Source organism: Bdellovibrionales bacterium, from assembly GCA_016714165.1.
GTDB lineage: Bacteria > Bdellovibrionota > Bdellovibrionia > Bdellovibrionales > UBA1609 > JADJVA01.
Window position 1 is genome coordinate 1,186,007 of sequence record JADJNU010000001.1, and the last position, 25,826, is coordinate 1,211,832.

Consider the following 25,826-nt stretch of genomic DNA (forward strand, 5'->3'; position numbering starts at 1 on the left):
TTTATGAATGTGTGATACGAGTCACGCCGATGATTCCCTTGAGCTTCATAAGGGCACTCATCACGTCACTCAGCTGATTTGTATTTCGAACACTCAGATCGAAAACGCATATGGCCTTGCGATCCTTTGTCGTGCGAGCCTGGGCATTATGGATGTTGACTCCAGCGATAGAGAACACTTCCGTCATGTTTTTCAATAGACCAGGAATATCCTGACTCACCACTCTCACTCGAACCAGTCTTCCTTCGTCCTGACCCTTATCCCCGCTCCATTCGACATCAATTCGTCGCGCCTGATCTAGATCAAAGGATTTGTCACAATCAGCTCGATGAACAGTGATCCCTCTCCCCCGTGTGATAAATCCAATAATTGGATCACCAGGGATCGGAGTGCAGCATTTTCCAAATCGTACCAAAAGATCGTCCATACCTTCGACTTTAATCGGTGAGGCTGATTTCTTACGCTTGTTTACTGCTGACTTAAAGGCTTTTGCCAAAAAGGAGCTCTCTTCATCCTTCTCAGAAGAGGGACTTTGCTCGTTCGTATCAGGAACGAGCCGCTCAAATACGTGGGCTGGGATTAACTTTCCATAGCCAATCCGAATCAGCAAATCCTCTACGGTATTCGCTCCGTTTTCTTTGAGCAACTTTTCGTATTCGATGCCCTGAGCGTATTTCACGTAGCTTGAGCCATGTCGGCGAAATGTCTTTTCAAGAAGTTGATGCCCAATTTCGGCCGCTCTCTTGCGTTGTTCCGCCTTGACGTGCGCCCTAATTTTTGCCTTTGCCTTTGTCGTTACACAGTATTTCAACCAATCTTTTGAAGGAGTCTGACTCTTGCTGCTTATGACTTCGACAGAATCTCCGTTTTTAAGTTGGTACTTCAATGAGACCAATCGTCCATTTACACGTGCGGCTACAATTCGGTGGCCAATGTCCGTGTGCACGCTGTAGGCAAAATCAATCGGAGTCGCCCCTTCAGGAAGCTCTTTTACTTCCCCCTTTGGAGTAAAAACATAAATTTCGGAATCAAAAAGATCAGTTTTAACGCTCTCTAAAAACTCATCAGGATTGTGAGTTTGCTGATGCAAATTCACTAACTCGCGAAGCCAATTGAACTTTTCGGCTACTTCGTCAGAAACTCCCTCATTGCCCTGACCTTCTTCCTTGTACTGCCAATGTGCCGCGATTCCCCGCTCCGCCACCAAATGCATTTCGTTGGTTCGTATCTGAATCTCAATGCGCTCACCCCCAGGCCCAATCACAGTTGTGTGAAGACTCTGATAGTTATTGACCTTAGGCATCGCTATAAAATCCTTAAATCGGCCGGGAATGGGCTTCCACAATGAATGAACAAGTCCCAAAACTTCATAACATTCTGGCATTGAATTCACGCACACCCGAAAAGCCAAAACATCAAAAACCTGCTCGTAATCGATATTTCGTTCCTGCATCTTTCGCCAGATCGAATAGAGATGTTTCGATCTACCCGTTATCTCGAATTTTGTTCTGGTTCTTTTACCGAATTCATTTATGAGAACTTTCTTAACCTCTTCAATATACTTCTCACGTTCACGCTTTTTCTTGGCAACCTTTTGAGCGAGAGCATAATAACTCTCAGGGAACGCATAGCGAAAGCTCAGATCCTCAAGCTCGACTTTGAGACTGCTAATTCCCAAACGGCTCGCCAAGGGAGCGTAAATATCAAGTGTCTCAGTTGCAATGCGGGCCTGCTTTTCATACGACATATGGTTGAGCGTACGCATATTGTGCAGGCGATCGGCCAATTTAACCAAAACAACCCGCACGTCCTTCCCCATAGCTACAATCATCTTACGGATATTCTCAGCCTGCTTTTCATGGGTATTCCGAAATTTCATACGAGAAATTTTTGTCACACCATCAACGAGCAGGCCTATCACCTTGCCAAATTCCTTCTCAATGTCAGAGATAGTGACCGAGGTATCTTCCACTGTGTCGTGAAGTAAACCCGTCGCAATGGTAGCCAAATCCAGGCGCAACTCAACCAGAATGGCAGCAACACCTAAGGGGTGAAATATGTACGGCTCGCCACTTCGCCTTATTTGTCCAGCATGGGCCTTCTCAGAAAACTTGTAGGCGCGTTCAATGAGGCTCAGGTTTGCACCTGGGTAAAAAAGTTGAATCTGTTGAAGGAGGTCATCCAAACTTTGTGGTGAGTCGTCTTTTATCGCTTCTGGGGTCGTCGTTTCACTCATGACTAAGTCGTCTTCCCTCATCTTCTTTTTCGGAAAAACAGAGCCATCCCTAAAGTAGAAACTCTCATTCAAAATCCATCAGGCCAGAGGGAAGAAACAACCCGGCCCGCTGCTAGCGATTAAGATCCCGAACAATCTGAGCCTCAGAACTACCCTCGGTCTCGTCAATATCAAAAAATACATTTCCCGAGGCCACTTCTCTCAAAGCCACAACCACAGTTTTATTGCTCTTCATCCCCAAAGTAGCCTGAGAACCCTTCATGAGTTGCTTTGCCCTCTTGGAGACCAACAATACCAAAGCAAAACGATTATGGACCTTTGTCAGACAATCTTCCACCGTTACACGAGCCACTCTTAGTCTCCCTTTTCAGATTAGCGTCAAGAGCCCTGCAGACTAACGGGCTTTTAGAGTTTCTTCAATTAGTTTCTTGAGTTCTTTATAGGAAGCCTCGAGGTCTCGGTTCACCAGCTGATAGTTGCATTCGCTGGCTAAGGATATCTCCCTTTGAGCATTTTTCATTCTCACCTCTAAATCTGAGGTCACAGAACCTTCTCTCTTGATCACTCTCTGACGCAGTTCATCAATTGAGGGTGGATGGATGAATACTGTCACTGCCTGAGGATATTCGCGGGCCATCGCTCGAGCTCCCTGAATATCTAGGTCCATGATCACCCCCAGTCCCTTCTTCCATGCCTCCTCAATTTGGGCTCTGGGAGTTCCATAAAGGTTGCCGTGCACCTCAGCCCACTCAATGAAGAATTTCTCATCTATCAAACTCAAAAACTTATCTCGAGTCACAAAATGGTAAGGTGAGCCCTCTCTTTCTCCAGTCCTCTTCTTACGAGACGTAAAGGTCACAATGTCACAAATATTGCCGAAGTCTTTTAAGACCCTATCAAGAAATGTGGATTTACCCACTCCACTCGGCCCAACAAGAATAAAAAATAGATTTTTAGCCATGTTATCCTTCATCTCAACTGACCCTTGCCTGTTAAGCGGCTATTCAACATTCTGAACTTGTTCCCTGATCTTTTCGATACGAGTCTTCGCATCTACAACCAGATGGGTCAATTGTATCACTTGCGATTTCGACCCAATCGTATTGACCTCTCGGAGTAATTCCTGGGAATAGAAATCCAGCTTCTTCCCTTCACATCCCTGTCGCTCGACCTCTTCAGTAAACGCAATCAAATGCTCCCTCAATCGGGTGATCTCTTCACCAATGTCCGCACGATCAACAATGATCGCTACCTCTTGAGAGAGCCGAACTTCGTCGACCTGCCCTGTCAGGTTGGCCTGTTTAAGCCGAAACTCCATTTTCTTAAGAAGTTCACCATTGGCTTCAAGCCTCATTTTTTCCATCTCACGCGCCAGACCCTCTAAACCTTTCAGGTGCTTTTCGATGTCCGCTTTCAAGGCAAGGCCTTCCCGTTGGCGCTCCTTTTCCAAATTTTGCAAGCATCTCTTCAATTGAGAAAAGAGGAGCAATTTCTCCTTCGAATTCACGTCACTTGCCCCCTCCATTTGCAACACATTTGGAATTGCTGCCAGTGTTTCCAAACCGACCAAGCCTGAGACTCCCGCTGCTTGAGCCAAATCCTGGTAGGCCTTCATCCACCTACCTACCAACTTCCGGTTTACAACAATTTTCACTCCAGATGCAGAGTCGATAACTCGGCGCTGTACATAGATATCCAGACTTCCCCTTCGAATACGTTTAACTATTTCCTTTTTCATTTCTGCTTCGAAGCAAAAATACTCTCGAGGGAGGTGAAAACGAGCGTCGAAAAACCGACCGTTAATGGACTTGATGGATATCTCCAAATTCAGGAAGGAGTTACTCCCCGAAGATGTCCCAAATCCCGTCATGCTTTTCATATCATTCCTATCTCAATGTAAATTGAATTTCAGCTTAAGCAGGAAGGGTAGTCAAGGTAGACCACTCTTCAGAAAACCCCTACCAAAACTTCTGGCCTTTAGCCACTCGGTTTCGACATCAAACCATCGAATATCTTTGTCGCGACGAAACCAAGTTCTTTGTCGCTTTGCTAGTTGCATGCTGTTTGCAGTAATTGCAGTTATCAGCTGAGCACGATCCCCCAGTTCACCACGCAAGTAGGACAAAGTCTCTTTATAGCCCACGCTCCTCATAGGTGCCCAGTCTGAGAGTTGATCAGCAAGAAGAGTCTCCACCTCTTCGATTAGACCAGCTTCGATCATCTGACCCGCCCTTCTTTGAAGGCGTTCTCTCAATTGGCTGCGATTGATCTGTAAGCCCAATGTTGCAAATCTATAAGGAAATGCAATGTCGCTATTCTTCTGAAATTCGATCTGAATCTCAGTCAGAGTTTTTCCATGAGTTCTTAACAGACCTAGCCCTCTCAATATGCGATAAGTATCAGTTGGACCCACCTTCAACGCCAACTCATGATCTCGCGCAAGCAACTCCTCAAATAGAGGGGCGAGTCCCCTCTGTGCGAGCTCCTGTTCAAGCGAAAGACGAACGGACTCCGATACCTTGCTGACTTCGTACATTCCTTTTTGAAGTGCCTGAATATAGAATCCACTCCCCCCAACCATTATAACGGGAGTGGAGGGAACCAAATTCTCTAAAACCGAAAGCGCTTCGCGCCGAAACTCCCCGGCCGTAAACTCATTGGGAGGAGAAATTATATCAAACAAATGATGAGGGACTGAATTCATTTCCTCGAGAGAGGGCTTTGCCGTACCGATATTCACTCGGCTGTAAACCTGCACACTGTCGCAATTGACTATTGGCAAATGAAGTTCATTTGCCAATTCTAGGGCCAGACGAGATTTCCCGGATCCAGTAGGACCTACCACAAATAAAATTGGATTTGACGAGACTGACGCGCTTGACATGAAAAAATTAGCCCAATCTCCCAAATTCCTTCTCTATTTTTCGAAAGGGATACTCGATAAATACGGGTCGACCATGCGGGCAAAAACTTGAAAAAGGGAACTCATCCATTTGCTCTAACAAGCTTTTCATTTCGCCAGTACCCAAAACTTGACCAGCTCTGATGGCCGAATGACAGGCCATTGTCGCAAAAAAATCGCCCACAACTTTCTCAAAAGCAAAACTTCCACCCTTACTAACAAGGTCCTCCCCCAACCATCTCAGGGCTTTCTCAACCGCAGATTCTTTGAGTATAACAGGACAACTATTCACAGCCAAACTTTCAGGACCGGATTGTTCTACCCCTATTCCCAACTTCTCAAGATCTGACACCCGACTCATAATGGCCTCAAGGTAATCCGCCTCAATTCCTAAGCTCAATGGCAGGAGGAAATTCTGAACCGCCTTTCGTCCAGTGTTCCAAGAATTCATCAAAGTTTCAAAGAGAACACGCTCATGAGCAGCATGCTGGTCGATCAAAAAAAGAGATTCGGACGATTGAGAGATAATGTAAGTCAGACGAGCCTGCCCAAGGATCTGCAGGGAAGACCACTGGGCGGTCACCTTCTGATCTCTCAAGGGGGGACGTTGTTCCGACACCGATTCCAGAATAGGAAAATTCCCATTGTCTGGACAGGACAATGGAGTCGGTCGAAGACTTATTTCCTGTAAGGTATCCGTCGAAGGATCAGGCAAATGATGATCTGGCTCTCTCACTTGGAGAATTTGCTCTCCCCTCACCCAATTTTCTCTATCGGAATATTGAGTGCGCACCAATTCCTGATCTGAAAATGAAAAACTTGAAGATGGTGCCAAGTGCGCCTCTCGCACTTTTTGATCCTTTAGTATTTCTTCAAGCCAAGGTGACCCGGCAAGGGCGGGTCTTAAGACATGGAGGACGGAACGAAAGACTCGAGAGCTATCCAGAAACTTTACCTGTGATTTTGTTGGATGAATGTTTACATCAACTTCGTCGGGGAAGATCTATCCACAATCCAACAATGGGATATTCGCCGTGCATGAGAAGATTTCTATAGGATTCCATAACCGCTGCCGTCAGGCCTCGATCCGTCACCCACCGACCTCTGACAAAAATCCAAATCTGTCGGTTGTTTGCAACAACCTGATGAGGAGCGCCAAAAGCTACTTTGACTTCAATTCCATTCTCCGAACCCTCCGCATAAAAAAGCGGCTTAGACTCCAAAACCTGCTCTGCCCTTTCCTTCAACGAACCTGATGAAGGCCAAAAGTGAAGCAATTTCCCTTTTCCTCGAACGCGAAAACTAACCTGAGGCGAAGACATTGCCATCGCCTTCAAAACCAGCCTGATTTGGGTAATTTCTGCTGTATCCGATTTCAAGAACTTCAGTCTTGCGGGTGTATTGCCAAAAAGATGATTTACAGAAACGGATGTGCCGCACTTTCCACCCACCTCGACCGGATCTCCAATCTTGCCATAATGGCATTTGAGTTCCTGAGCCATGGCTGCACCGGTCGGACGCGAGACCAAGGATAATTCGCTCACCGCACTGATGCTCGCCAAAGCCTCACCCCGAAACCCATAGGTTGCAAGAGCCCAAAGATCATCGGCCACCTGGATTTTACTCGTTGCGTGACGAGCCAAGCACTGAACTAAGTCCTGTCGCTCCATTCCCTTTCCGTTGTCGCGAACCAAAACTTGGCGCCCTCCACTATCGATTTCAACTTCGATTTCAGTGGCTCCCGCGTCGAGACTGTTTTCGACCAGTTCCTTGACGAGGTGAGCAGGCCGCTCAACAACTTCACCAGCCGAAATCTGATCAATCACTTCGGGACTCAAAATTTTTATGTGCCTTATATCTTCCGTAAATTCTCTCTTTCGGGCCCACCGCCGACCCAACTTCCGATTTTGCTAAAAAGTTGCCAACACATTGATCGTGGGCGTTCCTTCAAAAACCCCCGAGTAAACAAAGCAGTCATTCCAGAAGCTTCGATCTCCGTGTTGGCTTGAAGTATCCGATTTGTTCTCTTTACCTATTCTTGCGCTGATTTTTCCAATCTGATATCCCATGGCAATACCCAGCGGGTAGTCGCTGGCCCAATGAACTCCGTTGTTAATCATTTGCAATCCCAACAAAGTGAGCCAACCAATTTCAATGGGAACAATCCAATCAATGTATTCAGGATAATTCTCTCCCAACACAGTAAACGTCAAGGTTGCTGTCATGATATGCCCACTGGGAAAGGCGTCATAGCGAGAGGTGTGCTCGTTATAGGCCTTAATACTAGGGAATGGTCGCCACGCTCCTCTGTCCTCCGTGAGCTCGGTCGGACTTTCTCGTCCAGTTGCTCGCTTCAATGCCTGACTAAAAAAAGTAGACACGGTCATCCCATGGACCAATTGAATCCCGGTGTTCCAAGCTCTCGTGTTACCTCCAATATGTCCCCCGGCAAGAAGCCCTGCGGCTGTGCCCATGTGAATCCAGCCATCTCCGAAAAAATACAAGAGCGAGCCCGTATCCGTAGGCAGCCGAAGAATGGGATAAGGGCCTACCCGCCACATAGTTTTCGTATTGTCCTGATTTCCAACCCCTGATTTGCGACCAAAATATTGAATATTGTCCAGTATTTCTTGATCGTAATGGAAAGCAATGGCCGTACTCAATAGGATTCCCGCCCAGGGGCCAATGGTCGCTTTAGTAAAAGACTCCTGAAGGGTCACTTCACTTGTCTTCGGGATTTCTGTCACTATCGAATACAGGTCCAGCTTCTCTTTAAAAACAGGAGCAGTGTCACCGAACGAAACACCTTGACCGGCGAAAAATAGGAAAATCAGCGATATGTTCAATGTCCAATTTAGAAAAGACCCCATGAAGACCCCTCAAGAATGGCAATCCCCTTCAACGAAGAGGTGAAATTTATGCCAGATCATTCCCATAACGGGAAGAAGAATCCTTAAATCCAATAGGATTGCGCCAATTCGATACGGTTGTACCTTGTAAGGATTTTCATGGAATCCTCATATTGTCATAACAATCTCTTGGTAATCTAGAATCCAAGAAGCGGCATGTAAAAGGGGGAGATATGAAAAAGAAACTAATCAGAACCGGCAATTCGGCAGCTCTGGTGATTGAGAAGTCCACGATGGAAGCAATGGGTCTTGATGCAAATTCCCAAGTTGTGGTCCATTTTGACGGCGAAAAGCTCACCGTTCAGCCGGCCCCGGCGATGAGGGAGCTGATATCAAAATTAATTGAGATTGAACAAGCCAATCACGCGATTCTCAAAAATCTGATGGATCTGCTTGGCAAGAAATGATCAGGGGTTGGTTTTAGAGCTTCGGTTAATATTTGTGCATGATCGTGGCAAAATACCCGGTATAGTCTGTTTTCTCGTAGTAATATTTAGCCTCAAGGCGAACTGCAAACTTCCCAAATCGATAAGTAAATCCCAGTTGGGCCGCCAGCCCAATCCTGGCCTCTTGCGAATCAAAAATTGTATTTTTAACCAGCAAATTAAACCGCGTGTAGGTCCCCATAAGTCCGAGCCCCCAGCTGACCAAAGCATTGCTTGTCTGAAGAAAAGGGTAGGGCATAAAAACATCGCTGATCAAAAAAAATCCTGACGGATTGCCCTCCGCAATTCTCTCGGAATAATAAGTCGGCGCACCAGAATGAAACAAGAGGGAGAAATCGAGTGGCAAACCATCAACCAATGCGCCAGGACCCGACAATCTTAATCCAAAAACCGCCTCACTTGAACTCAATCGGTTTCCCGAAAACTTCTCAGCATAATTGACGGAACCCAGAATTCCACCCATATACCGGGTAAAAAAAATCGGCACTTGGTCAAGGTCCTCTGCTTGAGGGCTTCGAGAAAAGGGGTTCTTTTGAATCGCCGCGATACTCCTTCCACTCGACCTCGCCTTGTGTTCAGATACAACATCAACGTCAGCTATATATCCAAATGCCTTTTCGGATATTTTTACTTTATAAAAGGTACCGAACCCCCCAATTCCCTGAAAAATTTTCTGTGAAATTCGTACCTTTCTTCCCGACTCAAGGTATTCCAATACAGGAGAATCAAAATTAGGAAATTTATACGCGGCTGCTCCATCAGTCTGAACCACGGCCCACTGACCTTTTGCATCTCCTTTTGAATTCTTGGCTTTGCTCTTTTTCTTCTTGGATTGCTTGGCTTTAGATTGCTCACCTCCTCCTTTTGCCCTATTGGACTCTCCCGATTTTGACTGGGGAGAACTCAGCCTTTTAGGAGGATTGGAGATGAGAGGGAGGGACTCTGCCCGAGGCGCCTTATCCTCTTTCTCTGGCTTCTCATCTTTACCGACTGGCTTGCTTTCACCACCGCTCTTTGGCTCGGTTTTGGCCTCAGCCTCGCTCTCGTAACTTGAAGGTGAGGCCGATTCCGCCGAAGCAGGAGAAGCGCCATCTGACCTTTCCTCATTCTCACCAAATGCGGGGATTGCGAGAAATAGGCTCAGGACAAAATAAATGACTTTCATCCCTTCCCTTTTACGGACAATACTTGAAAGCGTATCCACCAGACCCGGTATAAGGCCTCCAAAACTATGCGACCTGACATCTTGCTTTTCCCCTCTCTGCGTTCATCAAAGGTTATCGGCACTTCAATTCCGCGAAATCCACAGGAGCTCGCCCGATATTTTAACTCTATCTGAAAACTATATCCCTCTGAATAGATCTCATCGAGGCCTATTTCTTTTAAAACTCTCGAACGCCAGGCATTGAACCCACCTGTCCAATCACGAATGGGATAGCCCAAAATAAATCGAGAATAAATACTCCCTCCGATACTGATCAATTTTCTCCAAATACTCCAATTCAGAGTTCTTCCTTGGCGAACCCACCTGGATCCGATGGCAAAATCATGGCCCCCAAGAGCAGCAAGAAGATTTGCCAAGTCAGATGGCCTGTGGGAAAAGTCTGCGTCCATCTCAACTAAAATATCATAGTTGCGCTCAAGCCCCCAACGAAAGCCCGCAATATAGGCTCGACCTAAACCCTGTTTTCCTGGGCGGCGCAAGACATGGACCGCTTCCGCATACTCACTCTTGCCACCAAGAGCTTCAACTCGATCGGCAGTCCCATCAGGGGAATTATCATCAACCACCAAGATATGGACATGAGGACTCCTTTGACGAATCTCCTTTATCAAATCGACAACATTTTCTGCTTCGTTATAGGTGGGAATAATTATTAAAGTTTTTTCCAACATGCCAAATACCACTCGCTGCCAAGTCAAACCGGGCTTGCCTCTGAAGAACTATTTTATTACCGAAAACCCTCGCACCATCAATATGATCATAATGATGATAATAGAAACTAAAAAGGAGGTAACGTCAAATCGACTCAGATTGCAAGCTTGCAGTTATACTTCGACCTTGGAACTGAATGAATCTTCTGTTGCGCTGTGACTTTGCGGCCTAACAGATATTTTCTCAAGGTAAGTCCAGGGGTTATGGGCTGAAAGCAGCGCAGGGCTGTTCCTGCTTTCTTCAAGCTTTTTCTTAACCTTCACCGTCGCCTGAGCGGGGCTGCGAAGATAAAGAACCGGATCAAATCCACAAAATGGGCATGACAATGTTAACCGCCAACGAACCTGAATAAATATCTCCGCAACTGAAAGAAAAATAACAAAAAAGAGAAGCGCTCGGGCATCTGCGTTCTCCCAGAAGATAGCCATGCTGAGAGCGCTCACGAAAAATGAGAGAAGGACATTTATCATGGAGATATGCTTTTTTTCGATAAACGCGCCTTTCGAGACGACAGAAAGCACACAAACATTTGTCTGGTTTTAGGCCCATCATCCACACCTTTACTTGTTCGTTCCTCCTATTCTCACCGCTGTTCTGAGATTTGCAAAGACGAGTTTTTTACAATTTCCCAAAGCTTTGCTACACTGGCAAAGAAAGCGGGGAAACCTGATGTCTTTATTTGAATTCCATTTTAGAGCTTCTTTTCTTCTTCATCAGGTGGCAAGGATGGCCTTTATGTTTCCAGTTGCTCTAGTAAGTCTCGCGCCTGCAAGCCTTTCTTGGGCCCAGACAGATGAAGACTCCTACCTCAATTATGATTCCATTGTGAAGGGCCTCAACTCCTCACAATTGAGACACAGAGAATCTGACACCGACCCACTGGCCAACGTCCAGATTCACGGAGGCGTTGGACTTGTCACAAGTCTACTTTCACTCAAAAATTCAAAAGGAACAAAACTATCAGGATTTCAGAATGGAGTTGAGGCAAGTCTTGGCATTGATCTGTTTTCTCTCAACTGGATGGCAGAGGGTTCGATCAGAAGATATTCAGATGCCGAGTTCGATCGGACAGTCTCTACGACTCTCCAAGAATTCGACCTGAGCCTCATCTACCGGACGCCTCTGTCTCCTTCAGTCAAATTGCATTTTGGCTTTGGTCTAGCAGCACGCTTTCTCGAGCTAAAGACAAGGATGGCAAATCAGGTTGAAACACAAGAATATTCAACTCCGTCGTCCATTTTCTCTCTGAGCGTCGATACCCCTATTACCCGTGAGCTTTCATTGGGCGCTGGTCTCAGCTATCGTTCGGCTATGGTAACCGATAGTGCTGACCGCTCCGCACTTGACGCTTCCCTAAAGGTCGGAGCCCATTTTTGAGGAGTTTCAGATCCGGATCTTATGATCTATTGACCAGGCCCCTAGCCGTTTGTTTGCCATTTCTCTTGCCGACTCACCGACGAAATGGTTCCATTAGAATATGCAGAAAGAACAACCATTGGATTGGATAAATTTAAAACTAAAAGCAAAGGAAATTTTGATTTTCCTTTTGAATTATTTTAAAAATCCCGTCATTGGAATTCGCAACATTCCTGAATGGGATTGGCCCACAATTATCGTCATTCAGGGATCTCTTAGTTCTCTTTGCGGGATGCTTTCAGGTTTTGTTGCCCAGAGTGTGTCTGGTGTTTTTCTGGGTCTTATTTTTTTTCCCATCTCCTCAATCGCGTGTCACTTTATCATCTCTGGTTTTTTCTATTATACGTTCTTGTTTTTCTATCAGGCCGAAGTTCAATTTCGTAAACTCTATGTTCTGACCGTAATGGCCAACCTTCCTTTTATCGTAATGATCATCTTGTCTCCGCTTCTAAAGCCCATTGGCCTCATAGGATTAGCGGTCACAGGAATTCTCTTGCTGATTGGTTTTGTTGAACATTTTCGGCTCCCCAGGCGCTCGCTGAGTCGATTCTTAATCACACTTTATTGTGGCTATGTCGTCTTATGGATTTTCAGCACTCTCAGTCTTACAAAAAAAGAAAGTGCCTTCCGCAAAATGGCAACTCCCGAGAGCCTTGATATCCTTGAAAAGGAATTTAAAGACAAGTAGACCTTCAGGTTCAAATGGTGAAAAATTTATAGAACATTCAAAATATTGAATCAGCTGTTCGCTTTTTGGGGTACAAGGGGGAATCTACAAGATTGGACCTATGATCCACACTTCAAACATTCTGTTCTCAGATCTTAAACTTATCCCTCAGATTCAGCTCTCTATTAAGGAAGCTGGATACAAAATCCCAACTCCCATTCAGCAGCTTGCCATCCCATTGATATTAGAGGGTCATGACCTTTTGGGAATTGCCCAGACTGGGACAGGAAAAACGGCGGCCTTTTGCCTTCCAATTCTCAACCACTTTTTCAATCGGCAAGTTCGTCCTGTCCCCCGCAGCCCCCGCGCTTTGATTCTGACCCCAACTCGAGAACTGGCAAGCCAAATTCAAAAAACCTGGTCACCTACGGAAAGTATTTGCGACTGAAATACACTGCCATTTTTGGCGGCGTGGGGCAGGGGAACCAAGTTCGAGATCTCGCTCAAGGTGTCGACGTTCTTGTTGCGACTCCTGGCCGACTTCTGGACCTTATTGACCAAAGGCATCTTCGGCTGGACCGCATCGAAATATTTGTGCTCGATGAAGCAGATCGCATGTTGGATATGGGTTTCTTAAGGGACGTCAGGAAAATCATTCCTCTGCTTCCAGCCAGGAGACATAATTTGTTTTTTTCGGCAACGATGCCAGCTGAAATTCAGAGTCTTGCCCAGTCTATTTTGCGAAACCCCCAAAAGGTGGAAGTCACACCTCCTGCGACGACCGTTGAGCGGATCAAACAATCCGTCATGTTTGTTGAGAAAAAGGACAAACCAAATCTTTTGGTACATGTCCTAAAAGGCAACGAGCTTCATAAAGTCCTGGTTTTTGTTGCAATGAAGCATGTAGCAGACAGAGTGTCTGAAAAACTGCAGACGAATGGGATTTCAGCGGCTGCAATTCACGGCAATAAATCACAGAGCGCGCGTCAACGAGCGCTTGGAGACTTCGACCGTGATCAGGTCCGCGTTCTTGTCGCAACAGATATCGCATCTCGTGGGATCGATGTCGAAGGCATTACTCATGTCATCAATTATGAATTGCCCATTGTTCCCGAAGACTATGTGCATCGAATCGGACGCACGGCCCGAGCAGGTGCGGACGGTGACGCTATTTCTTTTTGTACGGCAGAGGAGAAGTCCTTTCTCTTTGCGATCGAGAAGAAAATAAGCCATCAGATCGATATTGTAATTGATCAACCATATCACTCAGAAGAGGCCTCCCAAGCTCGCATCATGAGCCCAGGAAAGGCAAAGGCCCTTATCGAAAGCCGCCGTGAAGGCCGAAAATCTCGTTTTTCTCAGAGTGGTCGCCAATCCCGCGGCCGAAGAAGAAATCCTTAAGCTCCCCCCTTTCGCAAATGTCCAACACCTGGCGATTTGCGTTATTTTGTTTCATCCCTTCAGATCAAAGATCATTTGAGTCAGACTAGATTAGCAGCTCAAAGGAGGGTCTAAACCTTTGAATCAACAGCTTCGGCAAAATGTCAGCTCAAGTTATGGCGATGCTCTTTTTCAGAATCTCATGGTTGGGTCAGGGGAAACCTATTTGGCGGCCTTCGTCTTGGCGTTGGGATACTCCGATCTCTCGGCTGGGTGGATCACTTCCTTCCCCTTGCTTGCGGGAGGCCTTTTGCAGATGGTTTCACCTTTGATGATGAGAAAAATGAAATCCATGAAACAGTGGGTTGTGTTGACGTCATTCGCGCAGGCCGTTGTTCTGTTCATGCTTTCCTTGCAAGCGTATTTTGAGCTTCTCTCTCTGAATCTCATTTTTCTCCTTGCCTCTCTCTACTGGGCAACGGGTATGGCCAACGGACCCGCGTGGAATGCCTGGATGGGAACAATCATTCCCGTCAAAATACGGACTCCATTTTTTGCAACCCGCAACGTGATCAGTCAGGGGGCTGTGTTGGCGGGAATTCTTCTCGGAGGATGGTGGCTTGGTATTTCAAAATCACAAGATGTCCCTGTGAATTCAAGCTTCTTTTTTCTCTTTCTTGTGGCTGGAATTTTTCGAATCATCTCGGCTTATCACCTCTCCAACCAGTCGGCAGGAGGAATTCCAATCGAAGTATCGCATTCACTTCAATACCGATCCATCATTCAGCAAATACGTGGACAGGTAACCGGAAAACTTTTTTTATTTATGTTCATTCTTGGAATAGGCGTTCATGTGGGCGCCGTTTTTTTTAATCCACTCATGTTGAAGGGGCTTGGAATGAGCTACGGAAAATACATGAGCATGCTCAGCACCTCCATCGTAGCCAGAGTGCTCACTCTCTTTTTCCTCAGGCGCTATCTAAGAAAATGGAAATCTGAGCGAGTCTTACTTTTTGCGGTCCTGGGCGTTATTCCGCTCCCGATGCTCTGGAATGTCTCCCACAATTTTGGATATTTGCTTTGTTTGCAGGTGCTCAGTGGCACCGCGTGGGGCACCTATGAGCTTGTTACATTCCTGCTGCTCTTTAATGGAATCCGGTCTCAAGACAAGACTCCTGTTCTCACTCTGTTCAATTTCATGCAAACTTTTTCCATTTTGATTGGATCCGCAAGTGGAGGCTGGTACCTTTACCAACACGGACAAAGCCTCTCCGCCTACGAAAGTCTTTTCAATTGGTCAACCTCCTTACGTCTGTGCGCTCTCTTCTTTTTTCCTGGAATTCTTCTCTCACAGATCTCTGTGCGCCAATGGCTATTCACTCGTCCTCTCGCGATCCGACCCAGCCTTGGAGCAATGGAACGCCCTGTGGTCGCATCCATCGATTCTTCTGACTCAGACACAGACTTCAACAAAATCAAATAGAGATCTCAAGGAGAGAGACTTAAAGAAATCTCTCTCTGTCGCCGATAAGGACATGAGCGAGATATATAGAGGTCAATTATGGGACGTTGGTTGGATCAAAAATGGCTGCCTGCCTTCGGCGGAATCTTGTTCACCCTTTTCTCATTTTCGTCCTGCCTGAATGTCTACAATACAATACAGGGAAACATGGGCAACGACGACGGCTCATCGGTCAAACTCAAAGCCTCAGGTCCAAACTCTCTGACATTTGTAAACGGCCAATATCAAATTGATATAACCGGCGGTCAGCCGCCTTATTCGGCCTCAGTCTTGGAAGGAGATGCCAGCTTTGATCTCGCAAGCCGAATGGTTCAGTTCGGCTCAATGAGTTCGCGGGTGCTGCTCAGAATAGTGGACAGTCTAGGTATTTCAACCCAACTTGAGCTATCGCCATTTCCAGAAGAATTCGGTTCTGAGAACCCCTACTCCTGGACTTTCCAGCTTTCGGCTGGCAATCAATACCTGATTTATGAGACAGATCTTGCCGGCGGCTCCTTCGGCGAAATTTACAGCCAAAATCTTTCAACACGGACAATAATAAAGCTCAGTCAGCTTGCGGACACGAGCCACACGTTGTTCGGGTCCCAACTGACTCCGGACAAGACTCGCATTATTTATGCCGCCAACAGCACAACTGACGGGACCGCCATCTATTCAGTATTTCCAGATGGAAGCGACCATCGAAGAATAAGTGCTCCGATTTTGGGATCCTCGATGATTCCGCACTTCAGCCATTTCTATGTCTCTCCGGATTCGACGAAAGTGGCCTTTGTGGCTGATGGCGATGGAAACGGATTCAACGACCTCATCCTTGCTCCCGTCTTGGGGGGTCCCAATATCACTGTAAGTGATCGTCAAGTGAGTACTCCCATTACTGCACCACAATTCACTTCAGATTCCCAATTTATTGTCTACATGGCCAGAAAAGATATAATGACACCCTTTGACTTTTTGTATTCCTCTAACCTCGTCGCTCAAGGAAGCGTTCAACTTCATCCCGATTTAATATTTAGCGGTGAAATCAAATCCTTCTCGGTTGTGCCTGGAACTCAAAAGGTCATTTACGTAGCAGAACAAGACGATTGGGACAACACTGAGCTCTTTTTGGCAACGGCGAATCTTGCTGCGAGCAGCGTGAAACTTCACGCCGATTTGAGCGGAACCAATAAAAACGTCAGACCCCTTTTTCGAGATTTCAAATAATGCAAACTATGTTGTCTTTATTGCCGACCTCTCAGTCGAGGGAGTGTTCGAATATTTTTCATTCGATATTTCGGGCGTACCCGGCTCACCCGTCCGTTTGAACCCCCCATTTGCCAGCTCTGAAATGGGCCCGTGTTGCTTTGAGGTCATCAGTCCTGATTCGAGCAAGGTCCTTTACAGGGCTGATGTCGATTTGAATGGCGAAGCCGAACTGTATTTGGTGCCTATTGGCGGTGGTGGAGCTGTGAAACTAAGTCCTGATCCCGTCACCGGTGGCGGATTTTACTATCCTGCCTCGTTTACCCCAGATAGCTCCCGGGTTTTGTTTGTTGGCGATTTTCATACAGACGATAAAAAGGAATTATATTCCATACCTGCTGCAGGAGGAACGCCCGTCCGCTTGAGCGGAACAGACATGATAGATAACGGTGATGTTTATGGGTTTGAAATATCTCCTGATGGCAGCCATGTTTCTTTTGTCGCCGATAGAGAGCAGGATGGAAAAGCCCCTTGTTGGGTCACAAACCCTAGCGGCACGATGCCACCGAAAGTTGCCTATTTGACCAGCTCCTCAGAGACGCTTGTTTCCGAGTGCAAGTTTGGCCGAGTTCCTAACGAACTTTTCATTGTTGGAAACTTGGTCAACTCCTCCTTGAATCGAGCCTTTTTTGTCAAATATTGAAAGGCGGTGTCCTCGACACCTAAGATTCAATGACATTGAATGCGAATCAAAAACTCAGTCCCTGGCAAAGTGCATCCATTTGAAAATATTAACCAATTCTGTAATTCTGTGAAAATACTTAATCTTGTGCGTCTCAGATGTGCTATCCACCTCCCTCCCTTCGAATCCTAAAGAGAGAGCTTCGCATCTTCGACTTAGCGAGTCTTGATTTTGGAACTTTGTAAAAGAGAGAATGATGAGGATTTCTGGTCCGGGGGGGCAAAGGGACATGTTCGCAACCTACGTGAAATTCACCGCACGATTGTTTTCGTTTGTTGTTTGTCTTTTGTTTCAGTTTCAGCAGCTCTGCTTTGCCAATTCAAAAGTTGAAATTTTCGAGCCTGTCACTCAATTTTCCTTCGGATCCTGCAACAAGGAGACTCTCCCTCAGCCGCTTTGGCCCGCTCTCACTGCCATCAAACCGCAGTTTTATATTTGGATGGGAGACGCCATTTACGGAGACACTCGAAATCCCCAGTTGCTCAAAGAAAAATTTCAAATTCAACTTCAACAGCCAGACTACGCGCAATTTGTACAGAAAACGCCGATTATCGGAACCTGGGACGATCACGATTATGGAAAGAATAATGCCGGTCGCAAGTGGAAGCTCAAGGATATTGCTCAGCAATATTTTTTAGATTTCATTGGTGAGCCGCCAGTCAGTTCCCGTCGGCAACAGAAGGGCTTATACACGTCTTACCTCATGGGCCCTCCAGGACAACAGATTAAAATTATTTTGCTCGATACTCGGTATCACAAGTCCGACGCGGACGACATTCCTGATGATATTTTGGGAGAACAGCAATGGCACTGGCTCGAAAGCGAGCTAAAGACAAGTCCGGCACAAGCCAATTTTCTCGTCAGCAGTTTTTCGGTGCTCTCTCCTAGCTTGGCCGGAGGCGAGCAGTGGATTGATTTTTCCAATTCCTGGGAACGCTTCAATGCAATTCTCAAACGCACTCATCCCAAGGGTTTTGCCATTCTAACGGGAGATCGACATTTTGGTGGAATGCTCACTCGAAAGCTTGAGGATGGCTATATTTATTACGAACTGATGTCGAGCGGACTGACTCATGTCGCAAAGTCCGTCGTCAGATCTGTTTTGCAGCAAATCTACGGAAAAGAGAACGCTTTGTTCGAACGAAATTTTGGAAGAATCAAAATTGACTGGGGACAATCGGGACGAATCAAGCAAATGGAATTTTCTCTTCATTCAGACAGCACAATGTCTCAGCCCGCTTGGAATCGAATCTTCGCAATAAACAATGACAAATGGGTTCTTCAACAATAACAGGATGTAGTTGTTTTCGATTAGACCTACGTCCAGTTTTTTAAACTCATTCTTTTCCCTTATTTTTTTCATTGATCAAATTCAAGGCATAACTAGACTTGTGTCTGTCCTGGAACATTCTCTGTTTTCTCATTTTAACAAGGACCAGTTTAAAAAGGGGATTTAGCATGTTGCGATCAGAAATTCGAAAGGTACTGGGTTTTAGTTTACTCATAGCTCTGCAAGCTCAAAGTGCCCCTGTTTTCGATAATCCCCGCTCCTATTACGGTGAAGATTTCTACAACGAACTCGCCCAAGGAAAGCTCAACAACCAAGATCTAAAAGATAAGCTCAATGCCATCCTAAAAAAGGTTCATATTGGACATCCAGATGACTACGATGAAATTTCTGAAAGCTGTCCCAGCAAATCAAAGTGCACTCAATTTCGAAAATTCACGTATAACGAAGCCAGGCAATTTTTGTTTGGGCAGCTCCATCTTGAAGTCAGCCCCAAAGGGGGCTATCAACTGCGCACGATCTATTGCGAAGAAACTATTGATTCTTCTAGCTATGGTAGAAAAGGTGGCCCGGGCCCTGGTCGTATTCCTGATTCCTCTTTGGTAAATACTGAACACGCCTGGCCTCAAAGCAAATTCAATCGAGGCGAAACCATTAATACCCAGAAGACAGATCTCCATATTCTTTATCCAGTCCTCACTCATGTGAACGCGATTCGCGGCAACCACCCCTACGGCGAAGTTCAGAATCCCCTTCCTTCTCCATGCCTAGAAGTTAAGGTGGGTCGAATATCTGAAGATCCTTCAAATATTTACTTTGAGCCGGCGGCAAAAGAGCGAGGTAATTTGGCCAGAGCATTATTCTATTTCTCTGTTCGCTATAATAACTCCATCGACAAAATCCAAGAAGCCTTTCTGAGAAAGTGGAATCGCGAAGATCCTGTTTCGGAAGAGGAAAAGGATAGAAATGACAAGGTTTTTGACTTTCAAGGAACTCGAAATCCCTTTGTCGACCACCCTTACCTCTCAGATCTCATTTCCGATTTCTAGTTGGCTAGAAGAGGCTCTTGCACGCAAGGTAACTACGGGTCAGAGCCTCAGAAAGTTCGGGGGCGAAGATTCGATGTTCAATCAGGGTTCGTGTTTTTAGGGCTGCATTGAAACACGAGTGTTCCTCTTGGGCCCGATCCAGAATGGCAAAATTTTTCTTGTTGCACATTTCACAAGGCCGATCCTGATCCCATTCAAAGCCTTCAATGATATCAGTTTGAATGCACACCCGACGGGGAAAGGCTTCATGATCTATGCAAATCATTTCAGCCATCACTCGAGAGGAGAGATTCTTCCCAAGTCGGATTCTCTGACAAAAATAGTTTGCAGCAGAATTGCAAAGGCTCTCTTTTTCCGACTGATCGAGCTTGGAGAGTTCCTCAATCAATTTGTCCGAATAGATTTCATGAGGACTTTCAATACCCCCCTGCCAACGTCCACAATTTTGGAATAATCCCAAAAGTACAAAAAAAATAGTGCCACACAAAAAAATGAGACGAAGGTTTTTGGGAGAGAGTAAGGACTGAAGACGAGACCCTATTGTCATCACACAAATCTACCATTGTCTGGTCCTGATGACAATTTGTTGAAGTCCAGAAAGGAAAATGATTAGAATGATTGAAGCGAAAGACATAAGAAATCTGATTTATATCCAACTTATAAAGAGAAGTGGGGATTCCCTTGAAAACTAAGATCGAAGACATCATGGCCACCGAGGTTATTACAGTGAGGCCCGAAAGCAATATTCGAGAGACTTCTATTTTAATGGCTTCCCACAAGATCGGGGCAGTTCTCGTCATGAAGGATAAATCTTTAGTTGGAATGTTTTCAGAGAGAGACCTTCTCAACAGAGTTGTATCTAAAAACCTCGACCCTGATTTGACTCTCATAAAGGAAATCATGTCCTCTCCCGTCACGACCATCACAGTCGGGGCTAGCATCAACGATGCCCTTTATGTCATGACGGTCAAACACATAAGGCACCTTCCCGTGGTAGATGCTCAAGGCGAACTAAAAGGAATGCTGGGGATTCGCGATCTTCTTGAATCTGTTTTAAATGAGACCATTGACGAATTCGTCACAAAAAAGACGAACAACTGAACAAGGCCATTGTCGAGCTAGCCGGGATCTGCCATTGGGACATTTTCGCAATTCAAACGGCTCCGCAAAATTGGCCCCGCAAAATTGAGTTCATGCACATAGAGGTGTTGAGTCTTAGATTCGAGAGTTTCCACCCACATCAGATCAAAGCCGCTGTCCCAACTTTGAGGCCGAAAACAATCCAATAAAATTCTATTTCCATCAAAATACTGGGTCGCCTCAGAGCTTGAGCATGGATACTCCGCGATTTTCTCTAGGCCAGCTGGACCCTCAAAAAAAAGCATCCCCTTGGTTTCAGATGCACCAGAAGACACCAAGTAAACCCTCCATCCAGGCTCTGCTCCCTCCGGCTCACCGCACACGACCCCCCAACGATTCTCGTCATCGGCCTCTCCAAACGAAAGGAAAAAGGAGATTAAAACAGCAAGGCCTTTGAGGAACAGCAATATTAAACCCTTCCGACTGGGGGATCAGTTTCCTTCTGTTCCATGTCCCATACATTCAGGACAACTCTCATTGTCGATCAAACATACTCTTGCCCTCAGAGCTTGGATCCAACTCCGCTGGCGATGCCAGATCACGCAAAACTCTCAGTTCATCCATTGCCATTCGTGGCATGCGAATATCGCCACTTCCCGAGAATTCGATATGCAGATTTTGTTCGAGTCGCCGATAGCATCCCACCGCAACTTTGGTGTGAGGTGATCTCTTGATACAAGCCTTGTAGTAAAATTGGTTTGCGTCTCCCTCACCCATCTCTGAAATAACCTCATATGATTCACCCAATAAATTGAGGGCCTGAGCTTGCTCAAATGAGGATGATTCAGTTCGTAGAAAATCATGGAGAAGCGCTGAAGCACGCAAGTAATGAATGTAGGACCCGCGATCCCCCCAATAGTCTTCATTCTTACGAGCCTCTTTCAAGATCTGTTGGGCTTGTGCGAGTGGACTCAATGTTGACTTCTTTTCCTTTGAGTCCTTCCAGGAGAGAATCGCCTTTTTCCATTCTTCAACATTTGTTTTCTGGTAAGACGGCAAATTGGAATTTGACAATATGGTGTTTACAATTCGCTCTGCGACAACTGGATCTTGTTTTGATCGCACCGCCACATTCAGAGCCGAATTTCCGGCTTTAACCCAGGACTCGGCCTCGGTGGCCGCAAGTTGGTTGTCCGATAAAACAACTTCGTATTGCTGAATTGCCTGATCGTAATGGCGCACAGCAGCCAAGAGATCTCCCTTCTCTATCGGATTGAGGCGCTGAAATGAAGCCTCTTTTTGCCAATCCACAAACTCAGGACCCCATTGTCCTCGCGAGTGGCAGCGCACGCACATGCCAGTTGCATTTTTCAGAATCACCCGAGAGAAATCCCTTTTTCCTGACTTCAGCCCTTCAACTGCCAACCTGATTTCTCGATCCAGAGTGCTCGAAATCACTGACAGGTAGGGATCTTTATCCAATTTCTTGCCCAGATCAGTTTTTCCTCTTTCCTTGTTAACACTATGCGCAAGGCTCGCCATTTTTGTCAGGCTCTCTTGAATTTTAATGCGATTCTCTGGAGCATTAAATTCTCTAGAGCTAACTACGTAAGGATAAATCTCGACAAGAGTTTGACCCATTTCCTGCATCTGCCCCTTCCAGGCATCACTCGGTGGATCCCCCTTCTTCGTTCCGGGAGAACAGGCTCCCAAAGAAAGTGCCACCAACGCAAAACCCAGGACATTTATACCTAGAGCATTTAATAGGAACCGAGAGTCAATTAGACGCTTCATTTTGATGTCTCCCAACAAAGGCCATATCCATAAAAATCAGATCACAAAAAAATTAGATCATATTCTGAGTACAATGCTAACGATGACATAAAGAAAGCTGAGGATTCCAAAAACCACCCACGTGTTTCTCTGGCGGTCCACTGTGACCTCGAAACTGTTCACCGACACATTTTCCAGAAAATATCCAATCGAACGATCATACTGAAAAATACTGGAAACGTAAATGCACAAAAATGTAGCGTCAAAGATACCGGCCGTTACATGCTCAACACCCAAATACGCACCATAGGCCAACCTGCCAACCACTATGAGGATTAACATCCCCATAATTAGCCGAATCCAAAAACGAATCTGCACCATACCTTCTCTGACCCTTGAATCCGAAAATCGCTCAATAATGCGGCGATCTCGATGTAGGTTTCGACGATCTGACATTTTGACTCTCCTTACCGGCGAGTCTCAATTTTAAGCAAATATGTCTCAAATAGTCAGTAAAGATTCCACCAGTGGCCGGTGGAATCCCGTAACTGGACCAAAGAAGTGGTTATCGCAAAGTACGAAATGCGATGGGACCGCTAAAAGAAGGATCTCCTTCTATGGCAGAAAATACTCTGATTGAATAAAGGGTGTTGGCCGCCAACCCACTGAGCGCAACTGTATGATTAAGAACGCCTGTTACGATCACTGGCGTCTTCCATTTTTGACCAGTGAGACTTTCTGTCACTTCAACCTGCGAGGACGAGAACAAATCTGTTGTCCATGTCACTTGGGCAGAAACTGAGGTGATGTTCTCAACCTTCACTTTGGTGATGACGACTGGAATGGTTTCTGGGTTTTGGCTCGGCTTCAAACAGTAACTGATATACACTTCTGAGTTCTCAAGCCCTGCATACCCAGTCAAATGCAGCTCTGAAACCAGAGGCTCAAATTTAAAGGGAACCCCAATCCCATCAACCTCAGCCTGAATTGTGTTTTCATCAATTTCGCGACCTCGATTATCCAACGGATATTCCGTGATTAAGTTCAATTTTTTGGTCACTAAACTTCCGATCTGGGCCAATCCCTCATACACACGGCCTCCAGCAAGATCCACCATCAAACCATTGTTGGCCCTGATAATGTCAGTGTAACCATATGCAATTTCATTTTCGCCGTCGGCAGGAAATTTTGATTCCTCGAAGTAGATAATGCCAGACACAAGCAAAGGACGCTGCCCCTGGTGATCTCGAATTTTCAAATAGGTACTCTCTGGAGTGAGTTGTTGGCAATATTTGTTAAAAGCAGGTATTTCTTTGCGGTCTGGATCATAGACGGGAGTTACGCCCTCCGGATAGCGAGCACAAATATCGTTCTCATCAGCAACAAAGACGAGGGACAAAGCAGCATCTTCTCTAAAGAAACCAAGCCCCTTAGACTCAACTAACTTATCGGAATCCAAAGCTCGCGACAAAGAATAAAGACCAACTTCTCCACCATCCGTTTCGTTCTCTGTGGCGACATTTGCCATTCGCTGACGAAGAATTGCGCGGATATCAGACAAAGCCATCGTCTCGGTATCAAGGACAAAAGGTCCCACCTCATTGTAACGATAAAGCTTTCCCGACCAAGCACCAGCGTGCGCCAACATGATTCCGATTCTCACATTCGCATCCGAAGGCAAGGCCCCCACAAAGGCATCTACTCCATCTCCGATAGCTGTCCGCTCTACACTCAATGAGCCCGATGTATCAACCATAAACAACACATCAATATTTTTAGTGATCTCAGCCTTTGGCTGATACTGAGTAAAGGAAAAACAACTGTCCGGAGGAAATTTCCGAACAAGATCTGGAGGGTTATGCTCCGGAGGCGTATTGACCGACGCATCGAGAGCCCCCTGTTCCATTTCATTTAGGGGGCACCCGGTAGAAAAAAGGACAATAGACGCAAGACAAAATAAGCCAACCAATCCATGTAAATGTCTCATATTGAACTCCTCAGGACAGCAAACGTTTCAACTTTTTTCCTGATACCGGAGACAACTTACATGCAATGACTCTTCCCGGATCCAACCATGACCAGATTCAGATTCAGATTCAGATTCAGATTACAATGAAGAGTCCTTAAAATAAATTGCAAATACTTAGACATTTTTTCGAAGTTTCCCAGATTGAAACGGCCAGTGATCGCCGTTGGATCACCAATTACTTATATCTTTGAAAAACGCCCAACAATTAAACGACAAATCATTTTTAAATTTCTCTGAAAACTGACTTCTTATGATTCAGCGAACCACAATGAGAGGTTTTGTCTCATTTCAACGAGACAAAAATGAGATATAATGAGGCATAGAAGAGGCCGGTCGCCCTTGACGACCGACCATATTTAAAATCAATAGGCTCTTTGAAACGCTGCCGTCTATTTGGCAATTTCGGCGGTCTTGATGTAGTCCATTTCTGGGAACGAATCCTTCAGGTAGCTGTTACCTCTGCTCTGAATAGCCCCCTGGTCAGGTCTTTCGCCATATGCACTGTAAAGCTTTTTAACAACGTCCATGCCTTCAACGACTTTTGCCACGGGAGAAAAGCCCATGCCATCAAGTCGAGTGTTATCGCCCAAATTAATGAACAATTGGGTCGTTCGAGTTCCAGGGCCCGCTGTTGCAAAAGAAATGGTTCCAACTTTATTGGACTCCTTGACGGGATCGTCTTCGATATTCTTGCTCTTCCATTGCGAAGACAGTTTTGGATCTCCATGAATTCCAAACTGAACAACAAAGCCATCAACCACTCGGAAGAACGCGATGTCTTTGAAAAAACCACTTTGAACCAATTCATAAAGACGATCAACTCCTTTCGGAGACCAAGAGCGGGTGGCCTCAATAGCGATTTTCCCTTTGGTTGTATCCAATACAATCTTGAATTTTTCAGGTGCTTGACTCACTTTTTTTTCCTTTCCAATGACCGTTTTATCCACTTTCGATCCCCCTCCAGCAGGCTTTGCAGTTTCTCCATCTGAAGTGGATTTTTTCTGCGTTTTACCCTTGTTTTCTCCTTCAGCCAAAGCCTTTCCAGCCAAAGACACAGTAAAGAACACCGCTGCGGCAGCAAGCACCGCAATATTTTGTTTTAACATCCGATTCCTCCCGAAAATTTCGTTTAGAAAATACCTGTTGTGCGACACTTCTCTTCACTAACATTGGAGCGCATCGTCATTCAAGGAAGTGTCTCGATTGATAGCGTTGAGTCCCAAACCATGCAAGGCTAGGATAAGAGAGGTTCAACACAGATACAGAAAG

Annotated in this window: 26 protein-coding genes and 2 pseudogenes; 10 read left to right on the forward strand and 18 right to left on the reverse strand. The window is 45.8% G+C overall.

The window, feature by feature from the left end:
* Nucleotide 1 precedes the first annotated feature (1 nt).
* The 9 genes and pseudogenes from IPJ71_05290 to IPJ71_05330 form a co-directional block, all read right to left on the reverse strand.
* Nucleotides 2-2,236 (reverse strand): bifunctional (p)ppGpp synthetase/guanosine-3',5'-bis(diphosphate) 3'-pyrophosphohydrolase, encoded by a 2,235-nt coding sequence (locus IPJ71_05290; protein ID MBK7843099.1) that lies wholly within the window; start codon nt 2,234-2,236, stop codon nt 2-4.
* Between the two features lie 112 nt (nt 2,237-2,348).
* Complete coding sequence (locus tag IPJ71_05295) at nt 2,349-2,588, reverse strand: DNA-directed RNA polymerase subunit omega (GenBank protein MBK7843100.1); 240 nt, start codon at nt 2,586-2,588, stop codon at nt 2,349-2,351.
* 42 nt (nt 2,589-2,630) lie between these two features.
* Entirely contained in the window at nt 2,631-3,197 is a 567-nt protein-coding gene (gene gmk / locus IPJ71_05300) for a guanylate kinase (GenBank protein ID MBK7843101.1), read from the reverse strand.
* Between the two features lie 39 nt (nt 3,198-3,236).
* On the reverse strand, nt 3,237-4,115 hold the full coding sequence (locus IPJ71_05305; protein ID MBK7843102.1) for a YicC family protein: 879 nt from the start codon (nt 4,113-4,115) through the stop codon (nt 3,237-3,239).
* A gap of 51 nt (nt 4,116-4,166) precedes the next feature.
* Nucleotides 4,167-5,120, reverse strand: a complete 954-nt coding sequence (miaA, locus tag IPJ71_05310) for a tRNA (adenosine(37)-N6)-dimethylallyltransferase MiaA (protein MBK7843103.1) — start codon at nt 5,118-5,120, stop codon at nt 4,167-4,169.
* A gap of 7 nt (nt 5,121-5,127) precedes the next feature.
* Nucleotides 5,128-5,973 carry a hypothetical protein gene (locus IPJ71_05315; GenBank protein MBK7843104.1) on the reverse strand — a complete coding sequence of 282 codons (846 nt, stop codon included), beginning with the start codon at nt 5,971-5,973 and terminating at the stop codon, nt 5,128-5,130.
* A 57-nt stretch (nt 5,974-6,030) separates the two neighbouring features.
* Nucleotides 6,031-6,141 (reverse strand): annotated as a pseudogene (locus IPJ71_05320) (hypothetical protein).
* Nucleotides 6,122-6,964: an ATP-binding protein gene (locus tag IPJ71_05325; protein ID MBK7843105.1), complete on the reverse strand. Its 843-nt coding sequence runs from the start codon at nt 6,962-6,964 to the stop codon at nt 6,122-6,124. The pseudogene IPJ71_05320 and the gene IPJ71_05325 overlap by 20 nt, the downstream one beginning before the upstream one ends.
* Before the next feature lie 84 nt (nt 6,965-7,048).
* Nucleotides 7,049-8,008 (reverse strand): phosphatase PAP2 family protein, encoded by a 960-nt coding sequence (locus IPJ71_05330; GenBank protein MBK7843106.1) that lies wholly within the window; start codon nt 8,006-8,008, stop codon nt 7,049-7,051.
* 212 nt (nt 8,009-8,220) lie between these two features.
* On the opposite strand from IPJ71_05330, the gene IPJ71_05335 reads away from it, so the two are divergent.
* On the forward strand, nt 8,221-8,454 hold the full coding sequence (locus IPJ71_05335) for a hypothetical protein (GenBank protein ID MBK7843107.1): 234 nt from the start codon (nt 8,221-8,223) through the stop codon (nt 8,452-8,454).
* Between the two features lie 25 nt (nt 8,455-8,479).
* On the opposite strand, the gene IPJ71_05340 is transcribed toward IPJ71_05335, so the two are convergent.
* From IPJ71_05340 to IPJ71_05350, 3 genes are all read right to left on the reverse strand, one after another.
* Nucleotides 8,480-9,658, reverse strand: a complete 1,179-nt coding sequence (locus tag IPJ71_05340) for a hypothetical protein (protein ID MBK7843108.1) — start codon at nt 9,656-9,658, stop codon at nt 8,480-8,482.
* Nucleotides 9,655-10,389 carry a polyprenol monophosphomannose synthase gene (locus IPJ71_05345; GenBank protein MBK7843109.1) on the reverse strand — a complete coding sequence of 245 codons (735 nt, stop codon included), beginning with the start codon at nt 10,387-10,389 and terminating at the stop codon, nt 9,655-9,657. Before IPJ71_05345 ends, IPJ71_05340 begins: the two co-directional genes overlap by 4 nt.
* A 153-nt stretch (nt 10,390-10,542) precedes the next feature.
* Entirely contained in the window at nt 10,543-10,857 is a 315-nt protein-coding gene (locus IPJ71_05350) for a hypothetical protein (protein MBK7843110.1), read from the reverse strand.
* A gap of 241 nt (nt 10,858-11,098) precedes the next feature.
* Between IPJ71_05350 and IPJ71_05355 the strand changes: the two genes are divergently transcribed.
* The 8 genes and pseudogenes from IPJ71_05355 (at nt 11,099) to IPJ71_05390 (ending at nt 19,675) form a co-directional block, all read left to right on the forward strand.
* Nucleotides 11,099-11,806, forward strand: a complete 708-nt coding sequence (locus IPJ71_05355; GenBank protein ID MBK7843111.1) for a hypothetical protein — start codon at nt 11,099-11,101, stop codon at nt 11,804-11,806.
* Between the two features lie 100 nt (nt 11,807-11,906).
* Nucleotides 11,907-12,533: a hypothetical protein gene (locus tag IPJ71_05360; GenBank protein MBK7843112.1), complete on the forward strand. Its 627-nt coding sequence runs from the start codon at nt 11,907-11,909 to the stop codon at nt 12,531-12,533.
* Nucleotides 12,534-12,633: 100 nt separating this feature from the next.
* Nucleotides 12,634-13,913: pseudogene (locus IPJ71_05365) on the forward strand (DEAD/DEAH box helicase).
* A gap of 118 nt (nt 13,914-14,031) precedes the next feature.
* Nucleotides 14,032-15,375 carry an MFS transporter gene (locus IPJ71_05370; GenBank protein ID MBK7843113.1) on the forward strand — a complete coding sequence of 448 codons (1,344 nt, stop codon included), beginning with the start codon at nt 14,032-14,034 and terminating at the stop codon, nt 15,373-15,375.
* A gap of 78 nt (nt 15,376-15,453) precedes the next feature.
* On the forward strand, nt 15,454-16,617 hold the full coding sequence (locus tag IPJ71_05375; GenBank protein ID MBK7843114.1) for a hypothetical protein: 1,164 nt from the start codon (nt 15,454-15,456) through the stop codon (nt 16,615-16,617).
* A gap of 43 nt (nt 16,618-16,660) precedes the next feature.
* Complete coding sequence (locus IPJ71_05380; GenBank protein MBK7843115.1) at nt 16,661-17,299, forward strand: hypothetical protein; 639 nt, start codon at nt 16,661-16,663, stop codon at nt 17,297-17,299.
* 268 nt (nt 17,300-17,567) lie between these two features.
* Complete coding sequence (locus tag IPJ71_05385) at nt 17,568-18,629, forward strand: alkaline phosphatase family protein (GenBank protein MBK7843116.1); 1,062 nt, start codon at nt 17,568-17,570, stop codon at nt 18,627-18,629.
* A gap of 167 nt (nt 18,630-18,796) precedes the next feature.
* Nucleotides 18,797-19,675, forward strand: a complete 879-nt coding sequence (locus IPJ71_05390) for an endonuclease (protein ID MBK7843117.1) — start codon at nt 18,797-18,799, stop codon at nt 19,673-19,675.
* A gap of 4 nt (nt 19,676-19,679) precedes the next feature.
* On the opposite strand, the gene IPJ71_05395 is transcribed toward IPJ71_05390, so the two are convergent.
* Nucleotides 19,680-20,222 (reverse strand): hypothetical protein, encoded by a 543-nt coding sequence (locus IPJ71_05395; GenBank protein ID MBK7843118.1) that lies wholly within the window; start codon nt 20,220-20,222, stop codon nt 19,680-19,682.
* 134 nt (nt 20,223-20,356) lie between these two features.
* On the opposite strand from IPJ71_05395, the gene IPJ71_05400 reads away from it, so the two are divergent.
* Nucleotides 20,357-20,776 carry a CBS domain-containing protein gene (locus IPJ71_05400; protein ID MBK7843119.1) on the forward strand — a complete coding sequence of 140 codons (420 nt, stop codon included), beginning with the start codon at nt 20,357-20,359 and terminating at the stop codon, nt 20,774-20,776.
* A gap of 17 nt (nt 20,777-20,793) precedes the next feature.
* On the opposite strand, the gene IPJ71_05405 is transcribed toward IPJ71_05400, so the two are convergent.
* The 5 genes from IPJ71_05405 to IPJ71_05425 form a co-directional block, all read right to left on the reverse strand.
* A complete protein-coding gene (locus IPJ71_05405; GenBank protein MBK7843120.1) occupies nt 20,794-21,222 on the reverse strand; it encodes a hypothetical protein in 429 nt (142 codons plus the stop codon).
* A 67-nt stretch (nt 21,223-21,289) separates the two neighbouring features.
* Nucleotides 21,290-22,549: a hypothetical protein gene (locus tag IPJ71_05410; GenBank protein MBK7843121.1), complete on the reverse strand. Its 1,260-nt coding sequence runs from the start codon at nt 22,547-22,549 to the stop codon at nt 21,290-21,292.
* A 57-nt stretch (nt 22,550-22,606) separates the two neighbouring features.
* Nucleotides 22,607-22,984, reverse strand: coding sequence for a hypothetical protein (locus IPJ71_05415; protein MBK7843122.1), 378 nt, complete (start codon nt 22,982-22,984; stop codon nt 22,607-22,609).
* A 109-nt stretch (nt 22,985-23,093) separates the two neighbouring features.
* The gene (locus IPJ71_05420) at nt 23,094-24,515 is read right to left on the reverse strand and encodes a fibronectin type III domain-containing protein (protein MBK7843123.1); all 1,422 of its coding nucleotides are present in this window, start codon (nt 24,513-24,515) and stop codon (nt 23,094-23,096) included.
* A 431-nt stretch (nt 24,516-24,946) separates the two neighbouring features.
* The gene (locus tag IPJ71_05425; protein ID MBK7843124.1) at nt 24,947-25,663 is read right to left on the reverse strand and encodes a peptidylprolyl isomerase; all 717 of its coding nucleotides are present in this window, start codon (nt 25,661-25,663) and stop codon (nt 24,947-24,949) included.
* Nucleotides 25,664-25,826: the final 163 nt, after the last annotated feature.